This window comes from Kitasatospora sp. NPDC048298, assembly GCF_043201465.1.
Classification (GTDB): Bacteria; Actinomycetota; Actinomycetes; order Streptomycetales; family Streptomycetaceae; genus Kitasatospora.
Genome location: NZ_JBICYZ010000003.1, coordinates 93,037 through 108,359 on the forward strand (window position 1 = coordinate 93,037; position 15,323 = coordinate 108,359).

At 74.6% G+C, this 15,323-nt stretch carries 12 protein-coding genes; 5 read left to right on the forward strand and 7 right to left on the reverse strand.

Annotation, left to right across the window (positions count from 1 at the left end):
* Positions 1 to 4 precede the first annotated feature (4 nt).
* The 7 genes from ACGF0D_RS03350 to fhuB form a co-directional block, all read right to left on the reverse strand.
* Positions 5 to 406 (reverse strand): hypothetical protein, encoded by a 402-nt coding sequence (locus tag ACGF0D_RS03350; protein ID WP_392913789.1) that lies wholly within the window; start codon positions 404 to 406, stop codon positions 5 to 7.
* 158 nt (positions 407 to 564) lie between these two features.
* Positions 565 to 672 (reverse strand): DUF397 domain-containing protein, encoded by a 108-nt coding sequence (locus tag ACGF0D_RS03355; protein WP_392913790.1) that lies wholly within the window; start codon positions 670 to 672, stop codon positions 565 to 567.
* A 23-nt stretch (positions 673 to 695) separates the two neighbouring features.
* Entirely contained in the window at positions 696 to 1,559 is an 864-nt protein-coding gene (locus ACGF0D_RS03360; RefSeq protein ID WP_392913791.1) for an MBL fold metallo-hydrolase, read from the reverse strand.
* An 85-nt stretch (positions 1,560 to 1,644) separates the two neighbouring features.
* Positions 1,645 to 1,842 (reverse strand): DUF397 domain-containing protein, encoded by a 198-nt coding sequence (locus ACGF0D_RS03365; RefSeq protein ID WP_392872188.1) that lies wholly within the window; start codon positions 1,840 to 1,842, stop codon positions 1,645 to 1,647.
* Positions 1,839 to 2,633 (reverse strand): Scr1 family TA system antitoxin-like transcriptional regulator, encoded by a 795-nt coding sequence (locus ACGF0D_RS03370; protein ID WP_392872778.1) that lies wholly within the window; start codon positions 2,631 to 2,633, stop codon positions 1,839 to 1,841. Before ACGF0D_RS03370 ends, ACGF0D_RS03365 begins: the two co-directional genes overlap by 4 nt.
* 89 nt (positions 2,634 to 2,722) lie before the next feature.
* Positions 2,723 to 3,877 (reverse strand): enterochelin esterase, encoded by a 1,155-nt coding sequence (fes, locus tag ACGF0D_RS03375; protein ID WP_392913792.1) that lies wholly within the window; start codon positions 3,875 to 3,877, stop codon positions 2,723 to 2,725.
* Positions 3,874 to 6,081: a Fe(3+)-hydroxamate ABC transporter permease FhuB gene (gene fhuB / locus ACGF0D_RS03380; protein ID WP_392913793.1), complete on the reverse strand. Its 2,208-nt coding sequence runs from the start codon at positions 6,079 to 6,081 to the stop codon at positions 3,874 to 3,876. The genes fes and fhuB overlap by 4 nt, the downstream gene beginning before the upstream one ends.
* Before the next feature lie 107 nt (positions 6,082 to 6,188).
* Here fhuB and ACGF0D_RS03385 point away from each other — a divergent pair, with 107 nt between their 5' ends.
* The 5 genes from ACGF0D_RS03385 to ACGF0D_RS03405 all read left to right on the forward strand — a co-directional run bounded on the left by ACGF0D_RS03385 (position 6,189) and on the right by ACGF0D_RS03405 (position 15,323).
* On the forward strand, positions 6,189 to 7,217 hold the full coding sequence (locus tag ACGF0D_RS03385) for an ABC transporter substrate-binding protein (protein WP_392913794.1): 1,029 nt from the start codon (positions 6,189 to 6,191) through the stop codon (positions 7,215 to 7,217).
* A 28-nt stretch (positions 7,218 to 7,245) separates the two neighbouring features.
* Complete coding sequence (locus ACGF0D_RS03390; RefSeq protein ID WP_392872176.1) at positions 7,246 to 8,028, forward strand: ABC transporter ATP-binding protein; 783 nt, start codon at positions 7,246 to 7,248, stop codon at positions 8,026 to 8,028.
* Positions 8,029 to 8,269: 241 nt separating this feature from the next.
* A complete protein-coding gene (locus ACGF0D_RS03395; protein ID WP_392913795.1) occupies positions 8,270 to 9,127 on the forward strand; it encodes a DUF4132 domain-containing protein in 858 nt (285 codons plus the stop codon).
* Positions 9,124 to 14,175: a hypothetical protein gene (locus ACGF0D_RS03400; protein WP_392913796.1), complete on the forward strand. Its 5,052-nt coding sequence runs from the start codon at positions 9,124 to 9,126 to the stop codon at positions 14,173 to 14,175. The genes ACGF0D_RS03395 and ACGF0D_RS03400 overlap by 4 nt, the downstream gene beginning before the upstream one ends.
* Complete coding sequence (locus tag ACGF0D_RS03405) at positions 14,172 to 15,323, forward strand: AAA family ATPase (protein ID WP_392872167.1); 1,152 nt, start codon at positions 14,172 to 14,174, stop codon at positions 15,321 to 15,323. The genes ACGF0D_RS03400 and ACGF0D_RS03405 overlap by 4 nt, the downstream gene beginning before the upstream one ends.

Sequence of the window (15,323 nt, forward strand, 5' to 3'; positions counted from 1 at the left end):
GGCCTCAGCCGGTGGTCCGCCCGGACGCGCGCCGCGGCCGGGCGGACAGCCACCACACCGCGCCCAGCAGCAGCGCTCCCGGGGCGATCCCGGCGACCGTGCCGACGACGGCCGTCGGGGCGCCGCCGAGGGCCAGTGCCAGTCCGCCGATCCAGCACAGTGCCATCGCGGCGCTGAGGACGCGCAGCGCGGGCCGCCGCAGGAGGGCGGCGAGATCGAAGGTGCCGCCCGGCGTCTCCTCCCGGCCGCCCCAGCGCTGCCCGACCCCGACGACTCCGAGGAACGCGGCCACCGAGAGCACCCGCACCGGCACCTCGAAGGCCAGCGGCAGGGCTCCCGCGCCGGCTTGGAGGAGCACCAGCCCGACACCGGCTCCGACGGACCGGGAGGTTCGTTCAGTCGACATGGGGGCAAGTCTGGGGCCTGGTCCGATCGTTCGACAAGCCGTTTCGAGCAGTCTCGGGAACGGCGATCTCTCCGCGCCCGAGGTCGGTTCCGTCCGCAACCCCGGCCTCAGCTACCTGCCCGAGGACGTCACCGAGTTGGACCCGGCCCGGCTGGTGCCTATTGGGACTGAGCGGCCTCGGGTCCCGTGCCGTGGGCGACCTCGGCGCAGGCGCCACCCTCGGTGCCGCTGTGGCTGGACTTGAACCAGGTCAACGCGTTGTTCATGACGCCTCCGACATCCGAGAGGCTCAGCCGACCGGCCAGAGGATCAGGTCGTCCAGCGGGTACCGGCGCGGCCGGTCGCCGAGTTCGGCGACGGCGGCCCGGAGCTGCTGCAGGTGGGCAGGGGTGAGCTGGAGCGGGGGCTCCTCGGGCTGGTAGGTGGCGCGGATCGGGTAGTCAATGCCCGGCTCACGGGTCATCTCGATGTGGCAGCCGAGCACGTGCGTCACCGGGTGGTTCTCGGCGAACGCGACCAGCCGCTCGACGGTCCGCCCGAAGGCCGGCCAGTCGGTGATGTAGATCCGCCCCGGGTAGACGGTGTCGCCGGTGAGCAGGAAGCCGGTCCACGGGTCGTAGTAGGTGACCGACGCCTGGTCGTGTCCCGGGGTGGCCAGGCACTTCAGCACCCGACCGCCGCCGAGGTCGACCAGGGCCACCGCCTCATCGTCCCGGTCGAAGCCGAAGTACGGCCAGGCCGCTTCGAGTTCGGGACCGACCAGGGTGGTCGCCGGCCGGTCGGCGAACTGGACGTCGCCGGCGAAGTGATCGTCGTGCGGGTGGGTGTGCAGGACCAGCAGCGGGTACTCGCCACCGGGTCGGGGGTTGCGGGCGAGCCACTTCTCCACCAGCTCGTCGACCGTGGAGCGCAGCGGGAAGTACGCGGCCTCGGCCGTCCCCCCGGTGTCGATCAGCACCGCCCGTTCCGTCCCGAACAGCAGGAACATGAACGGCGCCTCGCAGTGGACCGCCTTGTTCTGGCGCAGGATGACGGTGTGCTCGTCGTACTCGTAGACCTGGATGTCCGGGTCCGTGTTGTGCTTCGCGGACGGAGAGCCGTGGATCCACCGCACGTCCAGCGGACGGGCGATCGGAGTACCGGCAGCGGACATGAGGTCTCCAGAGAGTGTCGTCTTGGCAGGCCGGGGCCGACACCGCCGCACCGTCCCCGGGACGCTAACACGGCCGGGGGCGGCCTCAGCCGGCCTTGGGAGAAGTGCTCCCGGCGAACGCGACGAAGTCGGCCCACACCTCGGGAGCGAAGGCGAGTTGGGGGCCGGCCTTGTCCTTGGAGTCCCGGACGTGGACGGTGCCCGGGGTGAGGGCGACCTCGACGCAGGCGCCGCCCTCGCTCCCGCTGTGGCTGGACTTGAACCAGACCAACTCACGACTCACTGATCCTCCACCAGCGTGTTGATGAACTCGGCCGACTTCTCCGGAGTGAGAGCCTGCCGGAGGATCCTTTCATGACGTTGGCTCAGCAGCTGCACCTTGTCGGCGTCCGCGTGCAGCCGCCCGCCCGTCTGTCCCTCTTCATAGGCGATCCGCTGGTGTTCGGGCAAGTCCAGGAGGATGAGCGGTCCTTCCAGACCGGGGTGGAAACCCTTCGAGGGAACGATCTGGATGACGACGTTGCGTTGCTTGCCGATGGTGAGGAGGTGTCGCAGCTGCTCCGCGTGGGCTTCTTCCGTGCTGAGGCGACGATGTAGGACGGCTTCTTCGATCACGAAGTTGAACGCCTTGGTCTGGATGTTCAGCAACCGCTGACGTTCAAGGCGAGCAGCCACCCGCGCTGCGACGGTCTCGTCGTCCAGTGGAGGCCAACAGCCATCGATGATGGTCCTGGCCGTCTCCTCTGTCTGAAGCAGGCCGGGAAAGAGCTGGTTCTCGTACCAGCTTATGGCCACCGCCTCTTCCTCGTTCCGAATGTACTCCTCGGCAAATTGTGGATACTTCTCCGGTTTCAGGAACTGCGTTCCCGCCACCAGAATCCCTTTCGCGTCGCACAGGTCGTCCGCCACCTGCAGCATGTGCTGCGACGGCTTTCGCCGTCCCGCCTCCATCGATCGCAGGCTCTCGATGGTGTACCCGGCCTCCTCCGCCAGGGTCTCCCGGCTGACGCCGGCGCGGGTCCGCCACAGCTTGATCTGGTTGCCGCAGTACCGCCACGACATCGGCGGCGGCATGGTGGGCAAGGACGCTTTCATCGCAGACCCCCAAGGTCATCCGGTGTGGGCTCCGACGCTAGACGCCCGGTGGCCTGGAGGTACGCGAATCAGCCCGAAACCATCCCCCCGGGTGACCCCAGCAGATGCGCCAGCCCGTCCGCCAACCCGCCGCGCCAGCAGGCGTAGTCGTGGCCGCCGTTGAACTCGCGGTAGGCGAGGTCGTAGCCGCGGGCCGTGAGCACGTCGCGCAGGTGGCGGTTCTGGGCGAGGAGCATCCACTCCTGGAGGCCGACCTCGATCCAGAAGCGGGCCGGGCGCCGTTCCTCGGCGGCGAAGCGGCGGGTGAGCCACTCGCTGCCGGCGTCGAACTCGGTCTCGTCCGGCCACCAGAAGGACCCGGACTGGCAGAGCGCGTTGCCGAAGCGCTCCGGGCGGCGGTAGGCCGCGTAGGCGGCGGTGAGACCGCCGGCGCTCTGGCCGGCGACGACCGTGCCCGAAGGGTCGGTACTCGCGCCGAACTCGGTTGCGGCCCACGGGAGGAAGCGGTCGGCGAGGAGGTCGACGAAGGCCGGGTTGCAGCTCAGGTCGTCCGGCCGCTGAGGGCCCATGGTGTGTACGAGCAGGGCGACGGTGGGCGGGATGGCGCCGTCCGCCGTCAGGTTGTCGAGGGTGTCGCCGACGGACAGCGCCTCGCCCCACATCTCGCCGTCCAGCAGCACCGCGACCGGGTACGGCCCGCCGTCCGCGCGGTGCCCGGCCGGGAGGTGGACGTCCACCCGCCGACCGGCCGCCGTACGGGCGAGCGTCCGCCCGCGCGGCACGCCTTCGCGCCGCCGTACGTACGGTTGCGCGGGTGCGGCGGGCAGGCTGAGCACCGACGAGGGGTGGCGGCCGTCGCGTGCGGGCAGCCGGGGCTCGCGGTCGTCCGGGTCGGGGCGGGCGTGGTCGAGGACGCGCAGCCAGTCGGGGCGGGTGGTGCCGGGGGCCTCGCCCCGGAACGGGTACAGCTGGTAGGAGGCGCGGTGGTCCGCGCGCAGCCGGTAGGTGATCGACCATGTCCCGTTGATCTGACGTTCCATCAGATGTGGTGTCAGGTCCCCGGCGTGGCGGTCCTTGTCGGTGACGGTGTGCAGGAGGGCGAGCACGCCGTCGCAGTCCCCGCCCCGGTGGGTGAAGGTGACCAGGCGGTAGGCCGGGTCGGTGGGGTCGGGTGCGATCAGCGGGGAGCGGGTTTCCACGGTGGGGCCTCCAGGAGTGGTCATGCGGGGCTGCCCTTGCGGCCGAGCAGCACCCAGAGCAGGAAGGGACCGCCGAGGACGGTGGTGACGATGCCGACGGGGATCTCCACCCCGGCGAACAGCACCCGCCCCAGCGTGTCCGCGAGCACGACGAGCAGGGCGCCGGTCAGCGCGGAGCCGAGCACCGGCACCCGCGCGGGCCCGGCCAGTCGCCCGGCGATCACCGGCGCGGCCAGTGCCACGAAGCCGACCGGCCCGCAGACGCCGACCGCCAGCCCGGCCAGCGCGACGGACAGCAGCAGGCAGGCGAGCCGGACCCGGCCCGGGTCGACGCCGAGCGCGGAGGCGACGCTGTCGTCGAAGCGCAGCACCGCCAGCCGCCGGGCCACCGCCAGCGCGATCGGCACCAGCACCGCCAGCCCGATCAGCGCGGGCGTGGCGACGGCGAGGTCCCGCCCGTTGAGGCTGCCGTTGGTCCAGATGTACAGCGAGCTCGCCGAGTTGAGCGAGCGCCGGGCCATCGCGACCTGGATGACGGCCGAGGCGAACGCGGACATGGCGAGCCCGACCACCAGGACCCGGTAGCCGCGCGCGCCGAGCCCGCCGGAGGCCAGGGTGACGACCAGGACGGCGACCAGCGCGCCGAGCGGTCCGGCCCACCAGGCGCCGAAGGTACCCGCGGTGCCGGCGGAGATCAGCACGGCGGCCGTCGCGCCGTCGTTGACGCCGAGGAGTTCGGGGGTGGCCAGGCGGTTGCGGGCAAGGGTCTGGGTGAGGCAGCCGGCCAGGCCGAGGGCGGCCCCGGCGGCGAGCCCGGCGACGATCCGGCCGAGCCGGAACTTCTGCACCAGCAGCACGTCCAGCCGGTCGCCGTGGCCGAACACGGCCTGGAAGGTGCGGGCGAGGTCGAGTTCGCTCTGCCCGGCGTGCGCCGAGACCACCACGGTGGCCAGCAGCGCGGCGGCCAGGCCGAGCGAGGCCAGCAGGGCCCGGTGCGGCAGCAGCAGCGACCAGGTGCCGTACCGCAGCGCCAAGTCCGGCTTGGGTGCGGCAGCTTCGCCCCGGCGGGCGGCGGGCGGCGCGGACTCGGCGGGGGCGGCCATGGACAGCGCGGCGGAGCGCCGCGAGCGGACGATCGCGATCAGGGCCGGGGCGCCGATCAGTGCGACGATCACCGACACCGGGGCCTCGAAGGGGCGGGCCACCACCCGGGCGAGCACGTCGGCGCCGGTCAGCACGGCGGCGCCGGACAGCGCGGCGAGCAGGGTGAGCCGCCCGACCCGGGGGCCGGCGACGGCGCGGGCGAGGAAGCCGGAGAGCAGCCCGAGGAAGGCGACCGGCCCGGCCAGCGCGACCGCGGAGGCGGTCAGCAGGGTGACGGCGACGGCGACGGCGGCCCGGATGGCGCCGGGCCGGTGGCCGAGGCCGCGGGCGAGGTCGTCGCCGAGGGCGAGTGCGGTCAGCGGCCGGGTGGTGAGGGCGGCGAGCAGGAACCCGGCGCCGAGCACCGGGGCGAGCTGGCGCAGTGTCGTCCAGCCCTCCACCCCGGCCAGCGAGCCGAGCACCCACACCCGGTACCGCTCGTACGCCTCGGGGGAGTTGACGATCAGCACATCGGTGAGCCCGCGGAAGATCGCCGCGACGGCGGAGCCGGCGAGCACCAGCCGCATCGGCGAGCCGCCGCCCCGGGTGCTGGCGACCAGCAGCACCACGGTGCTGGCGAGCACCGCGCCGCCGAAGGCGAAGGCGAGGTAGCCGAAGGAGGTCTGCACGCCGAGCACGGCGATGCCGAGCACGACGCCCAGCGAGGCGCCGGCGTTGACGCCGAGCAGCCCGGTCTCGGCCAGCGGGTTGCGGGTGACGGACTGCAGCTGCGCCCCGGCGACGCCGAGCGCGGCGCCGACCAGCAGGGCGGTGAGGGTGCGCGGCAGCCGGAGGTCGCCGACGACCAGGGCGAGCCGGCCGTCGGCGCGGGCACCGTCGCGGTTCAGTAGGTAGTCCAGCACCCGGCCGGGGCCGACCTCGCCGGCGCCGATCGACAGCGAGAGCGCGGTCAGGGCGAGCAGCAGCACCACCGCCGCCGTGACGGTCGGCCAGGTGGGGCGGGGGCCCTCCGTGCGCTGCCCGGGCCGCCTGGGCCGCCTGGGCCGTCGGGGCCGTCGGGGCTTCGGCGCGGTGGCGGGGGGCGCCGGGGGCGCCGGGTGGACGACGACTTGCGACAATGTCATAAGGTAAGGCTAACCTAATGATCGAGCCCGTCCGTGGGGCACCCCCGCTCCGTCGAGCTGCCCGGACCTCGCTCAACTCCCGTACCACCATTGCCCCGGAGGCCCCCATGCCGTTCGCCCGTCGCCCGCTCAGCCCCGTCCGCCGCCGTGCGGCCCAGGCGCTGGCCGTCACCGGGGCGGCCGCGCTCCTGCTCACCGGCTGCGGCTCCTCCGGGTCCTCCTCCTCGGGTTCGTCCACGGCAGCCTCCCCGGCGGCGGACGCGGCCGGCGGCGGCAAGGGTGGCAGCGGTGACAAGCGGACCGTCAAGGACGCCACCGGCAAGGCCGTCGAGGTTCCCGCCGAGCCCAAGCGGATCGTCACCCTCACCCAGGAGGACCTGGACGCGGTGCTCGCCCTGGGCGTCAAGCCGGCCGGCATCACCAACGGCCAGGGCCTGGCCGAGCCGCCCGCGTACCTCAAGGACAAGGTGCAGGGCGTCCCGGTGGTCGGCAACCTGCTGCAGCCCGTGATGGACAAGGTGATCGCCGCCAAGCCGGACCTGATCCTGGCCGGCGACATGCAGGACGAGCAGGTGCTCAAGCAGCTGCGCGAGATCACCCCCGCCACGCTGGTCACCATGGCGCCCACCGACGACTGGAAGCTCGCCTTCCGCGGCATCGGCAACGCCGTCAACAAGCTGGACCAGGCCAACAAGGTGATCGGCGACTACGAGGCCAAGGCCGCCAAGGCGGGCGGCGAGCTCGGCAAGAACAAGGGCGCAGCCGTCTCCATCGTGCGCTGGAACCCCACCGGCCCGAGCTGGATGGAGAAGAAGCAGTTCGCCAGTGGCGTCGCCCTGGACATGGGCCTGACCCGCCCGGCCGCCCAGGACAAGGACGGCAACGCGCACAGCCCGGCGCTCAGCCTGGAGAAGCTGGGCGAGATCGACGGGGACTGGCTGTTCCTCTCCACCCTGACCGACGACGGCAAGGCCGCGCTCAAGGACGTCCAGTCCAAGTCCGCCTACCAGGAGCTGGGCGCGGTGAAGAACAACCACACCGTCACCGTGGACGGTTCGGTCTGGTCCACCCGGGGCGGCCCGCTCGCCGCCGACGTCGTCATCGGCGACTTCTCCAAGGCGCTGGGCGGCAACTGAGCGCGCGCCGGGCGAGGGGGAGACTGCCATGGAGTTGACGATCGAGGGTCTCAGTGCCGGCTACGGGCCGGGGCGCCCGGTGCTCGGCGGCGTCGACCTCACCGTACCGGCCGGGCAGGTGGTGGCGGTGGTCGGCCCGAACGGCTGCGGGAAGTCCACCCTGCTGCGGTCCGTCGCGAGGCTGCACCGGCCGGACGGCGGACGGGTCCTGGTCGGCGGCGAGGACGTGTGGCGGCTGCGCCCGCGCCAGGCCGCCCACCGGGTCGCGCTGCTGCCGCAGAGTCCGCAGGCCCCGGAGGCGGTCACCGTCGCCGGGCTCGTCCGCTACGGCCGCCACCCGCACCAGGGACTGTTCCGCCAGTGGTCGGAGCAGGACGAGCGGCTGACCGCCGAGGCGCTGCGCGCCACCGGCGTCGAGGACCTCGCCGACCGCCGCCTCGACCGGCTCTCCGGTGGGCAGCGCCAGCGCTGCTGGCTCGCCATGGTGCTCGCCCAGGACACCCCGGTGGTGCTGCTCGACGAGCCGACCAGCGCGCTCGACCTCGGCCACGCGGTGGAGGTGCTGGAACTGGTCCGCCGGGTCGCGGCGGGCGGGCGGACGGTGGTCATGGTGCTGCACGACCTCGCGGCGGCCGCCCGCTACGCGGACCTGCTGGTCGCGCTGCGGGACGGCGCGGTGGTGGCCTGCGGGCCGCCGCGCGAGGTGGTGGACGCGCCGCTGGTGCGGGCGCTGTACGACATCGACAGCCATGTGCTCGCGGCGCCGGGCGACGGTGCGCCGGTGATCGTGCCCCGGGCGCCGCTGGGTTGAGGCGCCGCCGGGTTGAGGGGCCGGGGGCCGGGGGGCTGAAGGACGGGCGGGGCGGCTGCGTGGGGGCAGCGGCCCCGCCTTTCTTCGCTTCTTCGATCACTCGTTCGAGTGGTTTGAATTCGCCATGTCAGGGCCCGCGTTCACCCCGCCCGTCGCGTTGTCAGTACCCCTCGCTACGTTCCTCGCATCGCTGGTCAGCAAGGCGATCGACAGGTGTTTCCCTGGTGGGAGGAGTACGGCCGTGGCATGGGTGGAGACGGGCGCGGGAGGGTACCGCGTCGCGCTCGACGGGGACGGCAGGGTGGTGTGCCGCAACGCGGCGGGCCGCGACCTCAAGTCCCTACCGTCGAAGCTCGGTGACGACCCGGTGGTCACCCAGCTCAAGCAGCTCGCGGAGTGGCTGGCCGCGCACGAGCGCGGCTGCCTGGAGGACGTCGAGCGCTGGATGGTCCGCTCGCTGCCGGTGCCCGCCGCCGTGCTCACCGCCGTGTGGCCGGACGACGCCTGGCAGGGCGTCCTGAAGGACCTCGTGGTCACCGCCACGGACGGCTCCGTCGCCGGCTTCCTGCGCGGCGCCGACGCCGAGCGCGGCCTCGGCCTGGTCGACCTGGACGGCGACACCGTGCGCCTCACCGACGGCGAGGTCCTGATACCGCACCCCGTCCTGCTCCAGGACCTCGACGAGCTGCGCGAGTTCGCCGTCGAACTCGGCGTCTCCCAGCGCGTCCAGCAGCTCTACCGCGAGGTCTGGCACCGGCCCGCGCAGGTGCCGGCCGGCACCGAGGTCACCACCTACGCCGGCGGGCGCTACCGGGAACTGCGCGAGCTGGTCGGGCGCAGCAACCGGCTCGGCTGCCGGGTCCGCGGCGGCTCCGCCGTCCAGGCGGTCACCGAGGGCGGCCGCACCGTCGAGGCCCGGGTCTGGGTCGGCGACTACTACGAGTACGACGAGTGCGAGACCGGCGCGCTCAGCTGGGCCGGCCCCGACGGCCGCGCCCTGCCGCTCACCGAGGTCGGACCGGTCGCCTGGTCCGAGGGCATGCGGATGGCCGCCGCCCTGTACGCCGGCCGCACGATCCAGGGGGACGAGACCGCATGACCACCACCGTGAACCCGACCGCCGCCACGCCCGAGGAACTGCTCGACGCCGGGGCCGTGCTCCCGCCCGGCACGCTTCCCGACGCCGGCCGCCCCGACAGCGCCGCCGACGTCCTCACCGCCCGCACCTACACCCACCCCGCGCTCGACGGGCGCCGGATCGTCCGGCTCGTCCCCGGCTCCCTCGGGCAGGCCGAGGACCTCGCCCTCGACTTCCTCGGCCTGGCCCCCGAGGCCGCGCCCGCCGAGGTCGGCCAGGTCCGCCAGGAGGCGCTCGGCTTCCCCGCCTGGGCCCTGGTCCACGACCCGGCCAACGGCCACCACGCGCTCGCCCTGGTCAAGGAGATGGAGCGGCTCGCCCGCCAGGCCGCCTCCAAGCCCGGCGCCGCCAAGGACGGCTTCGACGAACTGGCCGTGCGCCTCGGCCGGGCCGTCCCGCACTTCCTTCCCACCTTCTGCGAGGAGGTCGGCCGGATCTTCCTGCGCCACGAGAACCGGACCTACGCCGCCGCCTGGTTCGGCAAGGCCCGCGAGGCCGAACGCACCCACGGCCTCACCGTGGACGAGGAGCGGCTGCGCGCCGTCTTCCTGGAGTTCGCCCTGGCCGGCGCGCTCACCGTCAAGTCCCTGCGCCAGTACGTCAAGGAACTCGCCCAGCGACTCGACCCGCTGACCGCCTGGCAGCGCTTCCGCCAGCTGTGCACCGAGCGCTCCGCGGCCGGCATGGCCCCGTACGCCGGGGTCGCCGAGGACGCCCGCGCCCTGATCAGGGCCGCCGGACTGGACCGCGCCGAGCACGAACACGCGCTGCTCGCCGAACTGCTGGACTCCCCGGCGGTCAACCGGGCGCCCGGCGCGTTCTGGAAGTCCTGGCACGGCGCGCTGGTCGAACTCGGCCGCGCAGACGCGGCGGTCCGCACCCGCCTGCTGGAACTGCTGCCCGACCCGGCCTCCACCGACCCGGCCCCGCACGACACCGCCTGGCTGGAGCTGCTCGCCGAGACCGGCGCCGAGGAACTGCTCACCGGCCCCCGCCCCGAGGGCGCCGAACCCGCCGCCGCCTGGCTCCAGCGCTGGTGCAACCACCACGGCCGCGGCTGGCGCAGCCGGCCCAGCTGCCCGGCCACGCTCGCGCTGGCCGGCCGGATGGCCGAGCGGCTGAAGGCCGACGCCGTCCCGGTCGACCTCCACACCGGCATCCGCGGCAGCCACACCCGGATCGACCTGCTGGACCAGCTGCTGGCCGCGGGCGTCCCGGTCGCCGACCCGCCGTCCGGCCTCGGCCTCGACCTGCGCGAGTGGGTCGCGCAGTGCGGCCCCGACAGCCCCGCCCTCACCGCCGTCGCCGCCGACCAGCGGTACCGTCCGCTGCTGCGCCGCGCCACCCCGGGCGCCTGGGAGACGGCCGTCAAGCGGCAGGCACCCGCCCTGCCGGTGCTCAACGAGCTGTTCGCCGAATGGGCCGAGGAGCGCGTCGAGGAACTGTCCGCCGCCCGCGGCCTGGCCGGCGCCGCCGACCTGGTCCGCTCGATCGGCCAGTACCGCACGGCCGTCCGGACGGTCGCCCCGGCCGTCGCCGAGCGGATCGCCGCCCTCGACGTCACCACGCTGCTCACCGACGCCCTCCGGGCCGGCATCCTCGACGAACTCGGCTGGCCCGCCCTGGAGGAGGCGCTCGGCAAGCTCGCCGACCCGCCCGCCGCCGACGCCCCGCAGCACCCCGTCCCCAGCCTGGGCGTCGCCGGCCTGGACGAGCTGGTCATCGAGGACGCCTGGCCGCAGCTGATCCTCTCCCGCCGCGACCGGGCCGTCGTGGTCGGTCCGGAGGGCATCCTGCTGGAGCACACCCTGCGCACGCCCGGCCCGGCCGCCCGCACCAGGCTGCGCCTGGTCGACGGCGAGCTGCTGGTCGCCTGGCGGCACGAGGGCAAGCAGCTCGCCTACTGGTCCAGCCGCCCGGACGAGCAGTTCGAGCTCGAGGGCCAGACCATCGCCGGCTACTACTACGGCAACCGGGATCCCGAGGCGCCGTCCCTCCAACTGCCCGGCGGCGGCCGCACCACCGGCGAGCGCCCGCTGCACGCCGGCGACACCCGGATGCCCCAGGAACACCGCGTCCTCGGCGACGGCACCGGCTACTGGACGCAGCGCCGCACCTCCGAGGGCGACGCCGTCCTGCGCGAACTCGACCCGGCCACCGGCACCCTGGGCCGCACCGCCGAACCGCCGGTGATCGCCGCCACCGCCCCGGCCGGCCGGCTGGTCCACCGCAGCACCTGGCTGCTGCCGTTCCAGCCCGGCCTGGAACGGACCCCGCTCGGCACCGACGGCACCGTGCTCGGCAGCTGGGCCCGGGTCGAGCCCGGCAAGGCCGTCACCACCTTCACCGCCGACGGGCAGCGCATCGTGGTGCCGCTGGCCGGTCAGCGCACGGACACCGTCCCGGTCGGCCGGCTCAGCCTGCCCGGCGCGGCCGCGCCGGTGGTCAGCCACGCCTCCGGCGACCACTTCGCGCTCAACCTGCCCGACCTCACCGGCCGCGCCGACCGCACCACCGACCTGCGCCCCTGCCGCTCCGGAGAACTCTCCGCCGCCGGCACCCCGCTGATCCCGCCCTACCCGCACTGGCACGCCCTGCGCCCGCGCGACGAGGCGGGCTCCGAGGTGCTGCGCGCCGTCACCGCCGAGCAGGCCGCCCGGCTGATCGACGCCGCCTGGCCGGTCGACGCCGAGCCGGGCCCGGAGGACGAGCGGCGCTGGCTCACCGTCCAGGGCGTGCGCCGCCCGCTCGCCCGCAACGGCGAGGCCCTGCGCTCCCTACCCGTCCAGGCGGTCGGCGCCGCCCTGCCCGGCATCGCCCACCCGCGGCTGCTGGCCGGCGTCGCCGGGCTCGCCCGCACCGCGGCCAACCTGCTCGACCAGGTCGCCCGGTTCCTCCCGCAGCCGGAGGCCGAGCGCCCGAACACGGCGAAGGACACCGAGTGGCGGCCCGACCACGGCCGTGACCACGAACTGCGTGACGCCGTGCGGGCCGTGCTGCCCGGGATCGACGGCCTCGGCAGCAACTGGGGCGAGTCCGAGCAGTGGGCGGTGCTCAACAACCTGCGCACCGTCAGCGCCGTGCTCGCCGCCCCGCCCGCCGCCGCCGGGGAGGGCTGGACCACCCCCGCCACCGTCACCCTGCGCAGCGCCGACGCCCACCACGGCTGGCTGGACCTGCTCGGCCGGCTGCACACCCTCGCCTACGCGGTGGCCGCGCCGTTCACCCAGCCCGCCCACCGCTCCTCGCTGGTCCTGCTGCTCGGCGAACTGACCAGGGGCCCGCTGGCCGACCGCGGCGCCACCCTGCGCGAGATCGTCCTCGCCGAGCCGGTCCCGGCGGCCGCGAACGGCACCGGCAACCGGCAGGCCACCCGCCGCCAGGGCGAGGTGCTGCGGCACGGCGAGCGCACCGTCGTCATCCTCGGCCACCGGCGGCAGTACAACGACGGCACGGTCCACTGGCTCGCCGTCGACCACGACCCGAGCGGGGAGTTCGGCCCCGTCGCGCACTTCACCACCGTCGCGGAGCGCGGCACCGAGGAACTGGTCTCCGCCGCCTGGGTCGCCAAGTTCTGGCGGGTCGCCGCGCTGCGCCGCACCATCCCGGTAGACCACGCCCGGGCCGAGGCCTTCAGCGCGCTCACCGGCATCGGCGCCGCCCGCGCCGCCCTGCTGCTCAGCCCGCCGTCCGGCCTGCTGCACTGGAGCTCCGTCGCCGTTCCCGCCGAACTCGGGCTCAAGGCCGGCGAGTTCAAGGCCGCCCGGTCCTGGCTGTGCGGCCACGACCACGCCGGCCTCGCCGCGGTCTGGGGCGCCCTGCTGCCCGCCGACCCGAAGACCCTGTGGACGGACGGCCCCGACCTCACCGCCGGAGCCGAGGAGTGGATCCGGCGCTTCGGACGGCTCGTCACCCTCCCCGAGGAGGCGCTGGCCACCGTCCAGGGCGTGTCCATCGACACCGTCGAGGCGGTGCTCAACTCCTCCCGCACCCCGTGGCTCACCCGACGCACCGGCTACCGGATCACCGAGGAAGGCGGGTCCGGCCCCCGGCTGGTCCCCGAGGACGCCTCCGCCCTCCCCGACAACGGCGCGCTGCGCGACACCGTCGAGGCACTGCGCTGGCTCGCCTACCACCTGCCCGCCGACAGCCCGCTGCGCCCACTGCTGCCCACCGCCGCCACCGCGCTGCGCGACCGGCTGGCCGACCCGGAGCTGCTGCTCGACCTCCACCTGATCAGCACCGTCAAGGGCGCCCCGCTGTCCGCCGTCCTGCGCACCCACTTCGGGCTGCCCGCCGAGGGCGGCGCCGACCCGGACGGCCTGGTCCGCTGCGGGCCGGCGCTCATCCTGGCACCGCACCACGAGAAGTACGAGCGGGTCTGGCTGCGCCCGGCCGCCCTCACCGGCCCGGACGACCCGCTGCTCGAACTGCTCGACGGGCTCTCCGACAGCTACTGGTACTCCGTCGAGCGGCGTGCCATCGAGGCCGTGCTGCGCGGCGAGCCGCAGCAGCTGGCCTCCGCCGCCGCGCCGGCCGGCGGCGAGGGCCCGGCCTGGCTGCAGAACCCGCGGCTGTCCGTTCCCGGGCTGGTCGCCGAGGTGTCCCGCACCCACGGCCTGGGCGAGGACGCGGCCACGCTCTACCTCCAGCTGCTCGCCCTGCCCGACCCGACCGACCGCAACGCCGCCCGCTGGACGGGCTGGAAGCCCGCCCGGTTGAAGAAGGCCCGCGCCGAACTCGCCGCCACCGGCCTGGTGCTGGAGGCCAAGCGCGCCCGGGCCGGCCGCAGCCTCTTCCTGCCCGGCGGCTGGCAGGAGGCCAAGTCGCCCGCGCTGCCCGCCGAGACCTGGAAGGCCGCCCTGTACGACCTGCCCACCCACCGGCCCGCGCTGGTCACCCTGCCTGTCCCCGAGCTGTTCACCCGGGCCTGGCAGCGGACCGTCGACGGCGACACCCCCGGTTACGAAGAGCTCCAGACCAGCAAGCGCAGGAAGGCCCGCCGATGAGCACGACCACCACCACCGCCCCCGCCGCCGCGGACCGGCAGACCGTCCCGCCCGAGGAGAAGTACGCCGCCGAACTGGAGTTCCTGGCCGCCCACGACAGCGGCCCGCGCCCGCCCGGCTGGCACCTGACACCGCGCGCCGTGGTCACCTTCGTGATGGGCAGCGGCGGCGAGAAGCTCAAGGCCGGGCGCAAGGGCCTGGTCATCGAGCCGAAGTTCGTCGGCGAGCGCGCCCTGGTCGAGCGCTGCGTCGTCACCCTCGCCGGGGAGCGCGGCCTGCTCCTCGTCGGCGAGCCCGGCACCGCCAAGTCCATGCTCTCCGAACTGCTCGCCGCCGCCGTCTGCGGCACCAGCGCGCTCACCGTCCAGGGCACCGCCGGCACCACCGAGGACCAGCTCAAGTACGGCTGGAACTACGCCCTGCTGCTGGCCAAGGGGCCCAGCCGCGAGGCCCTCGTCCCCTCGCCGGTGCTCACCGCGATGACCACCGGAGCGGTCGCCCGGGTCGAGGAGGTCACCCGCTGCCTGCCCGAGGTGCAGGACGCCCTGGTCTCGCTGCTCTCGGAGCGGCGCATCGCCGTCCCCGAGCTGGCCGGCACCCCGGACGGGCAGCTGCACGCCGCGGCCGGCTTCACCCTGATCGCCACCGCCAACCTGCGCGACAAGGGCGTCAGCGAGATGTCCGCGGCGCTCAAGCGGCGGTTCAACTTCGAGACGGTCGGCCCGATCGGCAGCCTCGCCGCCGAGGTCGACCTGGTCCGCCGCCAGTCCACCGCCGCCGTGGCCCGGGCCGGCGCCGCCTACGCGGTGGACGACGCCGTCCTGGAGGCCCTGGTCACCGCCTTCCGCGACCTGCGCACCGGCCGCTCCACCGAGGGCTGGGACGTCGAACGCCCCTCCACCGTGATGAGCACCGCCGAGGCGGTCTCCGTCGCCACCTCGCTCGGCGTCAGCGCCGCCTACCTGCCCGACGGAGGGGACCTGCTCGGCCGGCTGCCCGGCCAGCTCCTCGGCGTCGTCCGCAAGGACGAACCGTCCGACGCGGGCCGGCTGCTCGGCTACTGGGACGGCCCGGTCCGCCGCCGCGCCGAACAGGGCGCCGCCACCTGGCGCACCCTGTGGGACCTCCGCTCGGTACTGGAGGCCTGA